Source organism: Methylocapsa aurea, from assembly GCF_000746085.1.
Taxonomy (GTDB): Bacteria; Pseudomonadota; Alphaproteobacteria; order Rhizobiales; family Beijerinckiaceae; genus Methylocapsa; species Methylocapsa aurea.
Window position 1 is genome coordinate 37,794 of record NZ_JQKO01000017.1, and the last position, 15,307, is coordinate 53,100.

The window sequence follows — 15,307 nt, forward strand, 5'->3', positions numbered from 1 at the left end:
GCGTCAATATGCGCGTTATTTCACGACCCGCAAATGGGTTGGCGCAAGCTTTGTCTTATGCTGCGTCGGCTCGCTCATCTGGAGGTCGCCAAGCGCTGCGCGCGCGCGCGCCAACCGCGCGATCAAAATGGGTTGCGAAATCTTCAGGATGCGCGCCGCATGGGCGTAGCCGAATCCTTCAAGAGCGACGAGCAGCAAGGCCTCTCGCTCTTCCAGCGTCAGCCCGCCAAGCGCGCCGGAAAGCTTTTGGCGGGGGGCGCATAGGTTCGGCATTTTTTCCGCGGGTCGGATTCCACCGGCGTAAAAACTTCCCTTCTCCAGCGCGGCGCCGGCGTCCGCTTTCGCCGCGCGAAGCGAATCGCGATGCATTTCGATCATGAGGGAATAAAGGTGGATGTCGAGGTCCAGCCGGCGGCCAGGAACGCCATTTTCGAGGGCCCGCCGCAACGCCGCCTGGACGAGATCATCGGCTGCCTGACTTGGACCAGGATGGCCGGCGACAAGGGCGCGCGCAAAGCGGCGGAGCCGCGGCGCGATCAGATTCAAATCGTCTCGCCAATTCACCTTTGCGCTCCCTCGACAGCGCCCGAACCGATCTTTACGCGCGGCCCCGCCCGCAGCCCATTATCAATATTAGAACATGTTGCGAAAAAGTGATCGACTTTTTCGATCAGGGCGCGCTCCAATTCTTTGAATCTGAGCGATTCATTTTCGATCAGACGATTCCGCCGGATTGGGAGACGCTCTCATGCGCGGCAGGCGTCCCTCCTTGTCGCCAAGTCAAATTTCGCATCCACCCCACGCGGCGCCCGCTCTCGCTCGTCTTTGAGACTTCTCTCTCGCGCCGCCTTGCGTTAAAGGCGCACACCCCTTAAACGCGGCGGAAGCAGCGGCCGTTCCCGTCGGTCGCATCCCTATTCTCTGGTCCGGATCGAGAATGACGCAACCGGAAACGATGACGCCTGGACTTAAAACCTCCGGACTCCTGGCCGGAAAACGCGGCTTGGTGATGGGGCTCGCCAATAACCGCTCGATTGCTTGGGGAATCGCGAAGGCGGCCCATGAGGCGGGCGCCGAACTGGCCTTCACCTACCAGGGTGATTCGCTTGAAAAGCGGGTGAGGCCTCTCGCGCAGGAGCTTGGCGCCAAGGTTCTGGGTCATTGCGACGTGACCGACCCGGCGAGCCTCGATGCGGCCTTCGCCGAAGTCGAACGCCTGTGGGGAAAGCTTGACTTCGTGGTCCATTGCATCGCTTTCTCCGACAAGGATCAATTGACCGGCCGATACGTCGACACCACCGCGGAAAATTTCAGCAATTCGCTCTTGATTTCCTGCTATTCCTTCACTGCCGTCGCGCAGCGCGCTGAAAAACTAATGGATGGCGGCGGCTCCATGTTGACCTTGACCTATTACGGCGCCGAGAAATGGATGCCGCACTATAATGTCATGGGCGTCGCCAAGGCAGCGCTCGAAGCCAGCGTCCGCTATCTTGCCGCCGATCTCGGCGCGCGCAATATCCGAATCAACGCGATTTCGGCGGGGCCGATCAAGACCTTGGCGGCCTCCGGCATTGGCGACTTCCGCTATATTCTCAAATGGAACGAATATAACGCTCCGCTTCGCCGTTCAGTGACGATCGAGGAAGTCGGCGAGAGCGCCGCCTTTCTGCTGTCGCCCATGTCGCGAGGCATCACGGGCGAAATCCTCCACGTCGACGCCGGCTATCACGTCGTTGGCATGAAGAACCCGGCCGCCCCCGATATCGCCGTTCTCGGCAAGGATTAAGGCGGCTATCTTACAAGATCCCGCCGCGTGATTTCGGAATTGGAAGCCGTTCATTGGCCATTCAGGCCAAAGGCGCGAAATTGCGACGTGGTGGTGAGTCCCTCCGCAGAGGCGGAAAGCCGAGCTCGAACCGGACCGGTTTAGTTGCGTGAAGCTTTCAGACCTCGACATTGGTCCGGCCGAGCATTTGGGAGGCGCGGCGATGAGCGCTTTGAAGAGCGGGCCGGCCACATGGTCTGTCGAATTGCGACAATGCCTTTTCCAGGACTGCTTTCGGTTTCCAAGAATGCATCAGTAAAATGGCCGCCGATTTTCGAACACGAATTGTTACGATTAATATTTTCGTCACTATTCTATTTGAAGTCCCGGCTCTGGCGGCGCTTCGGTGAAAACACTTTCCCAATTCGGATGGCCGCGGTTAAGTTGGTCGCGGCATCGGACGGCAAGCTCCTTGCCGGCGAAGCGAAAGGCGCCCAAGTTCAATCAAGGGCCTAAAAAATTCATCTTTCCATGCGATACGAAAGAGCTCCAGCGGGACAATAGGATCACATATGTCGCACCGTTCGGCGACCGCCGCAGCATTGCTAGCGAAAAACGATCGCTTCGCCTTGACGCCCCTCTCAGGCAGCGTCTTGCGCGGTCCGGTCCAGCCGGAGTTGATCCGTGATGAACTGCTGTGCGAACTCTTCGCCGCCACAGTCGCCGCGCATCCTTCATCCATCGCGATGGCGACGCTGGAGAGCAGACTTACCTATGCCGAGGTCGACGCGAAGGCCGAGGCGCTGGCCCGCGGCCTTCTCCGCATGGGGCTACGGCCGGGTCGGGTCGCCGGTCTTTGGATGGCGCGCGGCCCCGATCTGCTGATCGCTCAAATCGCGATCGCGAAGACGGGCGCCGCCTGGCTTCCGTTCGACGCCGATGCGCCGCCAGAACGCATCGCCGCTTGTCTTGGCGACGCTGAAGCGGCCGGCGTTCTGGCCTCGGCGGCCTTTGCGCCAAGGCTAGCGGATTTGTCTCCTTGTCCGGCTTGGACGTCGCAAGACCTGATCGACCCGGCGGACAGGACCCCAATCGATGCTCGGGCGCTCGGCGCGACGCCGGAGGATCCCGCCTACCTCATTTACACCTCGGGCTCGACTGGAACGCCAAAGGGAATCGAAATTTCCGGCCGCAATATTTGCCATTATTTGCGCGCGGCGAATGAAGTCTACGGAGTGAAGCAAAGCGACGTCGTGTTCCAGGGCGCGTCGGTCGCCTTCGACCTGTCAATGGAAGAAATCTGGCTTCCCTATCTTGCCGGAGCGACTCTTTTCGTCGCGAGCCCGGAAATCATGGGCGAGGCGGACAGACTCCCCGATGTTCTCGAGGCCCATCGCGTCACGGTGCTCGATACCGTGCCGACTTTGCTCGCTCTGCTGCCGCGCGACATCGCCACCTTGCGGCTGATCATTCTCGGCGGCGAAGCCTGTCCGCCGTCGATCGCCAGCCGCTGGTGCAGGCCGGGCCGCAAGATCTTCAATTCTTACGGGCCGACCGAAACCACGGTCGTCGCCACGGTCGCGGAAGTTCGCCCAGGAGCGCCGGTCACGATCGGGCGGCCGATCGCGAATTATACCTGTTATGTGGCCGACGAGGGCTTGGGTCTCGTCGGGGCGAATATCCAAGGCGAACTTCTCATCGGGGGTCCTGGCGTCGCCAAAGGCTATTTGCGCCGGGATCGGCTGACCGCCGAGAAATTCATCGCCAATCCATTCCCGGCCGAATTTTCCTTGTCCGGCGGGGTCGATCCGATTCTCTACCGGTCTGGCGACGCGGTCGAAATCGCCGCCAATGGCGACCTCGTCTTTCACGGCCGCATTGATGATCAAGTGAAGATACGTGGTTTTCGGGTCGAACTCGGCGAGATCGAAGCGAGACTTGCGGACCTTCCCAGCATTTCGCAAGCCGCCGTAGTGTTGCGCACCGATAACGGGCTCGAACAGCTTGTCGCCTTTGTCGTCCCGGCCCGCGCTGCCTTGGCGCAGCAGTCCCCAACTGATGGTCAAGGCGGCGCCGATGATTCCGGCTCCTTGAACACAGGGGGACCCGAATTCGAGACGCGGGTCGTTCGCAACGAACTGCGCGCGACTTTGCCGGCCTATATGGTGCCGGCCCATTTCGAAACCGTTGAGAGCCTTCCGACGCTCGCCTCCGGCAAGATCGACCGCAAGAATCTAAAGTTGGTCGCGCTGACCGCCCACGTTTCCGACGAAGCTCAGGAAGAGCCGCGCACGAAAACAGAAGCCGTGCTTCTCGACGCCGCCAAACGCGTTCTGCCGCCGCAGGCAATCCCTCTCGATGCGGATTTCTTTATCGATCTTGGCGGCCATTCTTTGCTCGCTGCGCGCTTCATCTCGGTCGTGCGAGAGACGCCCGCTCTTTCGCGCATCACCTTGCAGGATGTCTATGCCGCGCGTTCGCTGCGCGCGATGGCCGAACTTCTTGACCGCAAATGGGCGCATGCCGCCGTTGTCGAGGACTTATCCTTCGCCCCGCCGCCTTTGTTGCGGCGCTTCCTCTGCGGGCTTGCGCAGGCGGTGGCCCTGCCGGTCATTCTCGGTCTGGTGACCCTGCAATGGCTCGGCGTTTTCGTGAGCTACATGCTTCTCACCGGCGCCGATGCGAGCTTCGGCGAGGAGGTGATTTCGCTCATCGGCGTCTATATGTGCATCAATGTTGCGACCGTGGCGATCGTCATTGGCGCGAAATGGCTGCTGATAGGGCGGACCAAGCCGGGTCGCTATCCTTTATGGGGCGTCTATTATTTTCGTTGGTGGCTGGTGAAGCGGTTTCTCGGCCTCGTTCATATCAAATGGTTTCAGGGCTCGCCGTTCATCCGGCTTTATCTGCGCGCGCTCGGCGCCAGGATCGGGAACGATGCAATCCTTGGCGAGATCGAGGCGGGAGCTGTCGATCTCATATCGATCGGCGCTGGCGCCAGCGTCGGATCCATCGCCAATTTGGCCAATGCGCGGGTCGAGGGAAACGAGCTCATTATCGGCGCCATCGAAATTGGCGCAAATGCCTATATCGGCTCCTCCTGCGTGATCGAGGAGAATGTCGTCATCGGCGAGGGGGCCGAACTCGCCGACCTGACCTCGATCGGGGCCGGAGGCCGCGTCGGCGCCTGGGAGGCATGGGACGGGTCGCCCGGCCGCAAGGTCGCATTGGTCGATCGCGCCGCGCTTGATCCGCCTCCGGAGGCTTCGCCCGCGCGGCGGCGCGGCATGACGATCATGTATCTTATTCTCTTGCTGGCGATTCCGCCGCTCGGCCTGTTGCCGATTTTTCCCGCCTTCTGGGTGTTCGACCGGATCGACGATATGATCGGAATCGCCGATATCGATCGCACGCTCTACATGGCCTCGATTCCAATCATGGCCTGGCCGACGGCTTTCGTGATGGTTCTCGTCACCGTCGGCTTCATCGCGGCTTGCCGCTGGGTGATCCTGCCGCGCGTGCGCGAGGGGACCTATTCGGTTCACTCCTGGTTCTATTTGCGCAAATGGGCAGTGGCGCTCGCAACTGAAATCACGCTCGAGACTTTGTCGTCTCTGTTCGCGACGGTCTATATGCGCGCTTGGTACCGGCTGATGGGCGCTAAAATCGGCAAGGACGCGGAAATCTCGACCAACCTATCCGGCCGCTACGACCTCGTCGAGATCGGCGAAAAATGCTTCATCGCCGACGAAGTCATCCTCGGTGATGAGGAAATCCGCAATGGCTGGATGTACCTGAAAAAGGTCAAGACCGGGCCGCGCGTTTTCGTCGGCAATAATGCCGTGGCGCCGGCGGGCTCCGATATTCCGGCCAATGCGCTGATTGGCATCAAATCGAAGCCGCCCGCGAACCATCTGATGAGCGAGGGCGATACCTGGTTCGGCTCGCCGCCGATCAAACTGCCTCTCCGGCAGAAGTTCGACGCCGGCGGAGCCAACTGGACCTATGAGCCGCCGCGCTGGAAGAAATTCGCCCGCGCCTGTTTCGAGGCAGTGACGATTTCAATGCCGACCATGCTGTTCATCACCTTCGGAACCTGGGCGGTGGAATGGTTCAGCAAGAGCGCGCTCGAAGGCGCCTATTTCGAGGTGCTCGGGGATTTTACCCTGGCGTCGATCGTCATTTGCCTCGCTCTGACCGTCGTCGTCATCGTGCTGAAATGGATCACGATGGGACGCTACGAGCCGATGATCCGACCGATGTGGTCCTGGTGGGCCATGCGGACGGAGGCGGTGGCCGTCATTTATTGGGGTATGGCCGGCAAGGTCCTACTCGATCATTTGCGCGGCACCCCATTCCTGCCTTGGCTGATGCGCGGCTTCGGCATGAAGCTCGGACGCGGCGTCTATATGAACATGACCGACATTACGGAGTTCGACTGCGTCAGCGTCGGCGATTTCGCCGCCCTCAATGAACTCTGCGCCTTGCAAACGCACCTGTACGAGGACCGGGTTATGAAGGTGGGCAGAGTTTTCGTTGGCAAAGGCGTGAGCGTCGGAGCCGGCTCGACCGTGCTTTATGACACGCTTGTTTCCGACTATGCGCGGCTTGGACCCTTGACCTTGGTGATGAAAGGCGAGCAAATCCCGGCTCATTCCGAATGGGTCGGCGCGCCCGCCGAGCCCAAGTCCGCTTCCGAACGCCTTATAGACGACAAGGCGGCGGCCTGAGCAAAATGCGCGGGCGGATCCATTCGCTCGGATCCCGCTGCTCTACGTGTTGGCGCCCATGGTTTCGCGCAGGCGGATGAAAACAGCGCGAAACATTTGCGGCGTCAAAACGCCGGTATTCGTGTTGTAGCGGGAGCAATGGTAGCTGTCGAAAAGCAGAAGGCTGTTAGCGTCCATGCGGGGCAGGAAATGTTCGGCGCCATGTGCAAATGGGACTCCGGACAGTTTCAATCCATAAGCGCGAATAATGGACTCATGTGCGATCCGCCCTAAAGCGAGGATCACTTGAAGATTGGGCGCAGCTTCAAGCGTCGCGGCGAGAAATGGCCGGCAACCGTTGATTTCGGCGGGCGTCGGCTTGTTCTGCGGCGGCGCGCAGCGCACGGCATTCGTGATCGCACAATCCACGAGCTGGAGATCATCCTCCGCGGAGGCCCGATAGACGCCTTTGGCGAAGCCGAATTCGAGCAGCGTTTGATAGAGAAGGTCGCCAGCAAAGTCGCCAGTAAAAGGTCGCCCGGTGCGGTTGGCGCCGCGAAGGCCCGGCGCAAGGCCCACAATCAGGAGGCGCGCCTCGGCGGGCCCAAAATTTCGAACGGGGGCATTATGCCATTGCGGCTCGGCCACGCGGTTCGTTGTCCGGTAGGCCGCAAGTCTTGGGCAGGAAGAGCAGTCTCGTTCGGGCTCAAAATTGCTTCGTTCTGGCCTGGTCGCCGCCGCGGCGGCTTTGCGGTTCACTCCAGGCGATCGTCGGACATGTCCGCATCGAAATTGCCGACTGGAGCCGGCCGCCGCTCCTGCGCTCTTTGTGGACGCTCCGACCGCTCGCCCGCATCGCGGCCGATTTTCGACGCAAGATGGACGATGTCGATGAATTCATCCGCTTGACGGCGCAGTTCATCGGCTACCATGGCCGGCTGCGTCGTATTCGTCGAAACGACGGAAACACGGACGCCCTTGCGCTGCACAGCTTCGACGAGCGAGCGGAAGTCGCCATCGCCGGAAAAGAGGACAATATGGTCCAAATGCTCGGCCATTTCCATGGCGTCGACGGCGAGTTCGATGTCCATGTTGCCCTTGACCTTGCGCCGGCCAAGCGAATCCACGAATTCTTTCGTCGGTTTGGTGACGACTGAATAGCCGTTATAGTCCAACCAATCGACCAGCGGCCGGATCGATGAATATTCCTGATCCTCGACAAGAGCCGTATAATAGAAAGCTCTGATCAACTTGCCTCTGGATTGGAATTCTTTAAGCAGCCGCTTATAATCGATGTCAAAACCGAGTGATTTTGCTGTTGCGTATAGATTGGCGCCATCGATGAAAAGCGCAAGTCGCTCTTGGTCAGCCATAAACATATCTCTTAAGGTTATGCAGTGATAATCTTCATTATTCTTGATCCGTCACCGATGAAAGCAACGAGTAAGTCGAAGAGCAAAGTCACGAAACCTTCACGATTTTCGCGTCATGCGGGAATCACTTTAGATCAAAGAACTCCATGTGTGAAGGGTTCCCACAGCATTTTCAAGAAAGAGTCAATCAAATTTCTGAAAAAGGAACGGCAAGGCAATGAAGGCCTGCTTTGCCGACCATGCGGGAAAGCGCACCGATCAAACGGCTCGTTGACCAACAAGAACCACTTCAAAATCAAAAAGGTGGAGCTTACAAAATCTATTATGTCTAGCGACGGCGCGTCGATTCTGCTTTCCTTTTAGGGCTTGAATGTGGCGATGCTCCGCCCGCCGGTCAAGGGAGATGCGCGTCCAGGGCTTCAAATTTTGGTTTTTTTTCTCGATCGCTGTTGGGTTAGAGGGATCTGCTTCCGGCTTTTGGCTTGCCATGCGGGGGGATTAGACGCTAAATCACTTTTTTCAAAAGAGTCTCTCGAACAAGGAGCGAGCGCAGTATGGCCCGCGTCACCGTTGAAGACTGCATCGATAAGGTTGAAAATCGTTTCGAACTCGTCCTGATCGCGAGTCACCGGGCGCGCATGATCGCGTCGGGCAGCCAGATCACGGTCGACCGCGACAACGACAAAAACCCTGTCGTTTCTCTCCGGGAGATCGCGGACGCCACTTTGGCGCCGGATGATCTCAAGGAGGACTTTATCCAATCCCTGCAAAAACATGTCGAAGTGGATGAGCCGGAGGCGGAAGCCGTGCCGGCGCTGGCTTCGGCGCCGGAACAGGCGCGATCAGACGCATTGGGCGATGTTCAATTCGATCGAATGACCGAAGAGGATCTCTTGCGTGGGCTCGAGGGCCTGGTGCCGCCGACCGAAACCGAGGACGACGCCGACTGAAGGCTGGGACTTGGCGCCGCGCCCGCGCGCTCAAGCGCGGCGGCGTTATGAGATAGGGTCGCGACCGCCGCTCCGCAGCGGTCGGCCAGAATGCATTCGGCCTTTCGATGAGCGCCGCCGCATGAGCCGGCGGCGTCATGGGTCGGCGCGTAGACGGTTGGCGTCCAAATCGCGCCGAGTTGCGGGTCAATCAAAGTCATGATGCGGCAATATGAACTCGTCGATCGGGTGCGGCGCTATAATCCGCAAGCCGACGAAGTGTCGCTCAATCGCGCCTATGTCTATGCGATGAAGGCGCATGGCGCGCAAAAACGCGCCTCGGGCGACCCTTTTTTTTCGCATCCGCTCGAGGTCGCCGCGATCCTCACCGACATGAAGCTCGACGATGCGACGATCGTCGCGGCAGTCCTACATGACACTATCGAAGACACGGATTCGACCCGGGAGGAAATCGACAGGCTGTTTGGCAGCGACATCGGCCGTCTTGTCGACGGACTGACCAAGCTGAAGAAGCTGGACCTCGTCTCGAAACGCGCGGCGCAGGCGGAGAATTTCCGCAAGCTTCTTCTTGCGGTGGCCGAAGACGTGCGCGTGCTTCTCGTCAAGCTCGCCGACCGGCTGCACAATATGCGCACGCTTCATTTCATGGCGCCGGAGAAGCGGGCCCGGATCGCCGAGGAAACCCTCGATATCTATGCGCCGCTCGCCGGTCGCATGGGCATGCAGGGCATGCGCGACGAACTCGAGGATCTGGCCTTTCGTCATCTGATGCCGGAGGCCTATGCGATGATCGAGGCGAGGCTCGAGGATCTGCGCCGTAAGAATGGGAAGATCATCGCCACGATCGAGAAGGAGCTCGCCGACGAACTCGCCGCGCGCGGCATCCATGCCCATGTCGAAGGGCGCCAGAAACAGCCCTATTCCGTGTGGCGCAAGATGGAGCGCAAATCGATCGCCTTCGAGCAGCTTTCCGATATTTTCGGCTTCCGCGTCGTCGTCTCCAGCGTTGAGGATTGCTATCGCGTCATCGGCGTCGTGCATACCAAATGGGCCGTCGTTCCCGGCCGTTTCAAGGACTATATTTCGACCCCGAAGCAGAATGACTATCAATCGATTCATACGACCGTCGTCGGTCCGGGCCGTCAGCGGGCTGAACTCCAGGTGCGGACGGAGGCGATGCAGGACATCGCCCGCAACGGCATCGCCGCGCATGCGCTCTACAAGGATGGGCGCGTCGCCGATCGGGAAACGCTGACCAACGAGAGCCGCGCCTATCAATGGCTGCGCCGAACCATCGCTCTGCTGGCCGAGGGCGATACGCCCGAGGAGTTTCTCGAACATACCAAACTCGAACTGTTCCACGACCAGGTGTTTTGTTTCACCCCGAAAGGCCGCTTGATCGCCTTGCCGCGCGGCGCGACGCCGATCGATTTCGGCTATGCGGTGCATACCGACGTCGGCAATTCGGCCGTCGGCGCGAAGATCAATGGACGGCATGCGCCGCTGCTGTCCGAATTGCAAAATGGCGATGAGGTCGAGATCGCGCGAGCCGAAGGGCAGGCGCCGCCGGCGGTTTGGGAATCCCTTGTCATTACCGGCAAGGCGCGCTCGGCGATCAGGCGGGCGACGCGCGACGCCGTGCGCGCGCAATATGCCGGCCTCGGGCGGCAGATCGTGGCGCGCGCGTTTGAGCGCGCTGGCAAGCCCTACACCGAAGACAAGCTGAAAAATGTTCTTCCAAGGCTTGCGCGGGCCAGCGTCGAGGACGTGCTCGCCGCGGTCGGGCGGGGCGAAATGTTCTCGGGCGACGTCGTCAAGGCGGTGTACCCGGAGTTCATGGAAGAACGCAAGGCGGTCGCGCCCCGCCCGCGCGGCGAGGCCGGCTGGTTCGGTCTCAAGAAGGCGGCGAGCTTGGTGTTCAAGATCCCCGGCGAAGGGGTTAGCGAGCATGCCGCCAAGTCAATCCCCATTCGCGGTCTTCAGGGCGATCTTCCTGTCCGTTTCGCGCCGAATGGCGGCGCCGTTCCCGGCGATCGCATCGTCGGCATTCTGACGCCAGGCGAGGGAATTACGATCTATCCAATTCAATCCCCCGATCTCACCGCATTCGACGAACAGCCCGAACGCTGGCTTGACGTGCGGTGGGATATCGAGGATGGCCGCCAGGATTTTTTTCCGGCGCGAATCGTGATAACCGCGATCAATGAACCTGGCACCTTGGGGACCATCGCGACGGTGATCGGCGACCACTCCGCCAATATCGATAATATCGTCATCAAGGCGCTTACAGCCGATTTCCGCGAAATGATTGTCGACATCGAAGTCAATGACTTGAAGCATTTGAACGCAATCATTTCGAATTTGCGGGCGCGGCCCGTGGTCAGCAAGGTCGAGCGGGTGAACGGATAGATGTGCGGATCGCGCGCCTTGCGCCTCGGCGTCAACGTCGATCATGTTGCGACATTGCGCAATGCGCGCGGCGGGACTTTTCCCGATCCGCTGCGCGCCGCGCTCCTTGCGATCGAGGCTGGCGCCGACGGAATCACGGCGCATCTGCGCGAAGACCGGCGCCACATCAATGATGACGACATGGCGCGGATCAAGGCCGTCATTTCAAAGCCGCTCAATTTCGAAATGGCGGCGACGGAACTGATGCTCGATATCGCCCTCAAGACCAGGCCGCACGCGGTCTGCCTCGTGCCGGAGAAGCGGACGGAACGCACCACCGAGGGCGGCCTCGACGTCGTCGGCGGACATCATTATCTGAAGCCTTTCGCCTCCGAACTCGGACGCGTGGGGATCAGGGTCTCGCTCTTCATCGAGCCCACGATCGAGGCGATCGAAGCGGCGGTTTCGATCGGCGCGCCAGTTGTCGAACTCCACACCGGCGCTTGGTGCAATGCGCTGTCGCTTGGCGAGGAGATCAAAGCGGAACAGGAATTCGGCCGCCTCAAATCAGGCGCCGCGCACGCGGCCCTATGCGGCCTAGAGTGCCACGCCGGCCATGGCCTCGATTTCGATACGGCGCGCAAGATCGCCGGCCTGCCGCAGATCGTGGAATTAAATATAGGCCACTTTCTGATCGGCGAGGCGATTTTCATAGGTCTCGCCGCGGCCATCGCCAAGATGCGCGCCGCGATCGAGGCGGGGCGGGCGCAGGAGATGGCGAAGGCGCTCTAGAGCATGATGCCGAAAAGTGGAAACCGGTTTTCGGACGACATCATGCTCTAACTCTTTGATGAGAGGCGGATTCAGACTTTGGACGAGATCGCGTTGCGATTCCGTCCAAAGTCATCCGGCTCTAGCATTCCATATTTTGGAGATTCTGAATCGCTGATGCTCTGCGCGCATCAGGGGTGATTATGTCATCGGTACGCTGGCGGACCCGGATGCGGTTCCAATCATTGATGAAGCCGGGTTTCTGAAGTAGGGCGAGGCCTCATCCGGCGTTGGGCGCCAATATAGCGGCCGGCCCGGCAAGATCGCCAACCGCAAGTTCGGCGCGTTCGCTGCTTATGCGTCTTGCATATCGGCGGCCGATCATCACAAATTTGTGCGCTGATCCCAACGGTCCTATTCCCGACATGTTTGGCGGCCATCACGTCTGTCGAAATCCGTTTGTTAACCTTTCAGCAAGGGTCGAGAGGTTCATAAGAGCCTTGATAGTCTCGCGGATCCTCACCTGGATAGACGCTCAATTTTGCAGAAGCGAAACCATATGCCGCTGGCGTTCTTGCGTGCTGCAGCGCGGCCCTGCGGCATCGCCGCGTGGTTGGCTTTCGCGGCTGCGCTCTTTGTTTCCGGCTGCGCCTCGTCGGGTCTCTCCGAGCTGACCGAAGCATCAATGGAGTCCCGCGCGCTTTCCGTCTTCGTCGTCTCGACCCGAAAGGGTGAGCGCGGCGCGGCGAGCGAGACAGGGGTGGAGGGCGGCGCGCGCGCGTCTCTGCAGATGATCGGCGTGCCGCCGGAGCATGCGCCGGGACAATTGGAGCGGCCTAGCTTTGGTTCAGAGGATCCGCGGAAACATTTTGTCGCGTTGAAGCGGCGCGGGCTCGACGAGGCCGCGTTTCTTTCAGAGCTTGCGACGCATATCTCCGGACGCATCGGCTCGAACCGCGACCTCCTGCTCTATGTGCATGGCTTCAACACAGGCTATGACGAAGCCCGGTTCAGGCTTGCCCAGATCGTCGCCGATGGGCGCTTCGGCGGCGTTCCGGTCCTGTTTACTTGGCCATCGGCCAACAGCCTTCTCGACTATGGGGCCGCCAAGGAAAGCGCCACCATTTCCCGCGACGCCTTGGCGCGGCTGATCCATCAGCTGGCCGAGACGCCAGGCGTTGGCCGCCTGCATGTTCTCGCCCATTCGATGGGCGCCTGGCTCACCATGGAGGCCTTGCGCGAAAACGCCATCGCCGGCAGTCCCGATCTCAACGGCCGGCTTGGCGAAGTCATGCTCGCGGCGCCGGACATCGATCTAAAAGTCTTCCGGCAGCAGCTGGCCCGGATCGATCCGTCCCATGTCTCCGTTCTGGTCGCCTCCAACGATCGGGCGCTCTCGATTTCGCGGACGCTCGCCGGCGACCGCGCGCGTCTGGGCGCGCTCGACCCGACCAATCCGAGCGAACGGGCGGCGCTCGAGGGGCTCGGCGTGAGAGTCTATGATCTTTCGCGCGAGTCGACCGAAATCATCGGCCATGGCACCTACGCCAATGCGCCGCAGGTCGTGCGCACGATCGGCGCGCAGATTGCCGAACCGAGGCCCCAGGACGCCAGCGTCCAAGCCGTGCTCGGCGACAAGCCGGTCGATCCAAAAATCACGGCGGCTCCCCTGCCGCCTATCGTCGCCCCCTCAAGCGGCGCCGCTGCCCCTGCTCCGTAAGTCCCGGCGCAGGAGTTGCTTGACAATTGCGATGGAACCTTTCCGCTCGGCGCAAGTTAAAGAATTTACAGCCTTTTATGCATTTGCGGCGAAGCTTGGCGTTTGCGCTGGAGACAAGGTGCCGTTGGAGCGGCGACATATCTGTTCTATCGGGATCTTTTCTATAGAAAACTTGGCAATATTGTTTTTGCGGCGCAGGCATTCATGTCGGCTGAGATAGATGCTTTTGCAAATTTTATTTGCTTTTAGGCTAATTAGGCGCAGCTTCTGGCGTCGATCATCGCGGATGCGAAATGTTAAGGCGGATGTTGCTGCAATGCAGCACAACTAATCTGCATTGACGTCACAATAAGTTTAGCATTAACGTTTAATATACTTTTTTGTCGCTTCGGTTCAGCTTACGTTAAGCGGCGATGGTGAATGCTCAATCTTGCATGCGAGATTCGATATGCGCGTAGAGTGAGGGTGTCATGTGTTTGATCGCGGAAATCGTCCACACGTGTTCGAATGAGAAAGTGGCCCAGGCCGCCGTCGCTTCGATCGGTTCGGATTTCGCCGGCAAAGTCGGCGCGACTGCGAGCGCGCACGGGATGTCGGTTGGCGCCTTTACGGCTCACACGGTGCTGCAATTCGACCGGATCCGCGGAGAGCAGCAACGCAAGGCCATTCATGAGGCAATGCGGGGTTCCGATCAGCCGATCTTGTCGGGCCTCCAGCATATTCTTCGCCCGGTTGTCGAAGCGAATATGTGAACTCTCGGCGGCTTAACCCCTTTCGACGCGCATGGTCGCCAATGCCGCGCGGTGCGTAAGGAGCCACCCGCGCGCTCAAGTCCACTCTGACGCGGCCATTCCTCCTCCGCCTGCGCACATCTGACGATAGCGCTTTACGGGTGGGACTCACGCGTTTTCGCGGAATGGGTCGCCTTCAAGATGCTCATGCGTCTCAATCTCTTCGATGATCTTCGCCATGAAAGCGTCGAGATCAGCCGGCGAGCGGCTGGTGATGAGGCTATCGTCAACGACCACCTCCCTGTCGATCCATATGCCGCCGGCGTTTTCGATATCGGTCTTGATCGATCTCCAGGAGGTTAGCTGGCGACCCTCGACGACGTCAGCCTCGACCAGCAGCCAAGGCGCGTGACAAATCGCGGCCACGATCTTGCCGCAGTGCAGAAAGTCGCGGATGAGTTCAAGGGCGTCCTCATTGGTCCGCAAGGCGTCTGGATTCATCTGCCCGCCAGGGAGGATCAAGCAGTGAAAATCGGCGGCGTCGACTGAGCTGATGGCGAGGTCGACATCGACGCTTTCCCCCCAATCCTTGTCTTTCCATCCTCGGATTTGTGGGCCGTGCGGCGCCGCGATGAGCACGGAAGCGCCGGCGTCCTGCAATCTATGCAATGGCGTCAGAAGTTCCGATTGTTCGAATCCATCCGTCGCCATGATAAGAACCTTCGCGGCGCGAATTGTCGGCATGATCTTCCTCCATGGAATGGATGAGAGGAAAACCAGCTGCGTGATGCAAGGTTCCATCGGCGGACGAGCCAGAGTGGCGCAGGCGCGCCAACGGAACTTTACTTGAGGGGGGGCAGGGAGCTGGCGCGCCGAGTCCATGCGAGCCTGCTCGAACGC

Annotated in this window: 11 protein-coding genes and 1 pseudogene; 8 read left to right on the top strand and 4 right to left on the bottom strand. The window is 60.0% G+C overall.

All coding sequences use genetic code 11. The features are described from left to right. Positions 1-15: 15 nt before the first annotated feature. On the bottom strand, positions 16-564 hold the full coding sequence (locus DL86_RS12545; RefSeq protein ID WP_036261952.1) for an RNA polymerase sigma factor: 549 nt from the start codon (positions 562-564) through the stop codon (positions 16-18). Between the two features lie 373 nt (positions 565-937). Between DL86_RS12545 and fabI the strand changes: the two genes are divergently transcribed. Together fabI and DL86_RS12560 are read left to right on the top strand one after the other, a co-directional pair. Then, on the top strand, positions 938-1,786 hold the full coding sequence (fabI, locus tag DL86_RS12555) for an enoyl-ACP reductase FabI (RefSeq protein ID WP_036261956.1): 849 nt from the start codon (positions 938-940) through the stop codon (positions 1,784-1,786). Between the two features lie 551 nt (positions 1,787-2,337). Next, positions 2,338-6,495 carry a Pls/PosA family non-ribosomal peptide synthetase gene (locus DL86_RS12560; RefSeq protein WP_084572894.1) on the top strand — a complete coding sequence of 1,386 codons (4,158 nt, stop codon included), beginning with the start codon at positions 2,338-2,340 and terminating at the stop codon, positions 6,493-6,495. 42 nt (positions 6,496-6,537) lie between these two features. Here the strand turns inward: DL86_RS12560 and DL86_RS12565 are convergent, their stop codons facing one another. Further along, the gene (locus tag DL86_RS12565) at positions 6,538-7,233 is read right to left on the bottom strand and encodes a uracil-DNA glycosylase (RefSeq protein WP_036261959.1); all 696 of its coding nucleotides are present in this window, start codon (positions 7,231-7,233) and stop codon (positions 6,538-6,540) included. Continuing rightward, positions 7,230-7,847: a LabA-like NYN domain-containing protein gene (locus DL86_RS12570; protein ID WP_036261962.1), complete on the bottom strand. Its 618-nt coding sequence runs from the start codon at positions 7,845-7,847 to the stop codon at positions 7,230-7,232. Before DL86_RS12570 ends, DL86_RS12565 begins: the two co-directional genes overlap by 4 nt. Positions 7,848-8,401: 554 nt before the next feature. Here DL86_RS12570 and rpoZ point away from each other — a divergent pair. The 6 genes and pseudogenes from rpoZ to DL86_RS12600 all read left to right on the top strand — a co-directional run bounded on the left by rpoZ (position 8,402) and on the right by DL86_RS12600 (position 14,428). Next, positions 8,402-8,797, top strand: coding sequence for a DNA-directed RNA polymerase subunit omega (gene rpoZ / locus DL86_RS12580; RefSeq protein WP_036261967.1), 396 nt, complete (start codon positions 8,402-8,404; stop codon positions 8,795-8,797). A gap of 198 nt (positions 8,798-8,995) precedes the next feature. After that, positions 8,996-11,206 (top strand): RelA/SpoT family protein, encoded by a 2,211-nt coding sequence (locus DL86_RS12585; RefSeq protein WP_036261970.1) that lies wholly within the window; start codon positions 8,996-8,998, stop codon positions 11,204-11,206. Next, positions 11,207-11,977, top strand: coding sequence for a pyridoxine 5'-phosphate synthase (locus tag DL86_RS12590; RefSeq protein WP_036261972.1), 771 nt, complete (start codon positions 11,207-11,209; stop codon positions 11,975-11,977). Between the two features lie 178 nt (positions 11,978-12,155). Next, positions 12,156-12,320 (top strand): annotated as a pseudogene (locus tag DL86_RS20505) (transposase); the annotation flags it as partial. A 195-nt stretch (positions 12,321-12,515) separates the two neighbouring features. Continuing rightward, positions 12,516-13,676 carry an alpha/beta hydrolase gene (locus DL86_RS12595; RefSeq protein WP_051953337.1) on the top strand — a complete coding sequence of 387 codons (1,161 nt, stop codon included), beginning with the start codon at positions 12,516-12,518 and terminating at the stop codon, positions 13,674-13,676. Positions 13,677-14,146: 470 nt separating this feature from the next. Further along, positions 14,147-14,428, top strand: coding sequence for a hypothetical protein (locus DL86_RS12600; RefSeq protein ID WP_051953339.1), 282 nt, complete (start codon positions 14,147-14,149; stop codon positions 14,426-14,428). A 147-nt stretch (positions 14,429-14,575) separates the two neighbouring features. On the opposite strand, the gene DL86_RS12605 is transcribed toward DL86_RS12600, so the two are convergent. Then, positions 14,576-15,151 carry a type 1 glutamine amidotransferase domain-containing protein gene (locus tag DL86_RS12605; protein ID WP_036262057.1) on the bottom strand — a complete coding sequence of 192 codons (576 nt, stop codon included), beginning with the start codon at positions 15,149-15,151 and terminating at the stop codon, positions 14,576-14,578. Between the last annotated feature and the right edge of the window lie 156 nt (positions 15,152-15,307).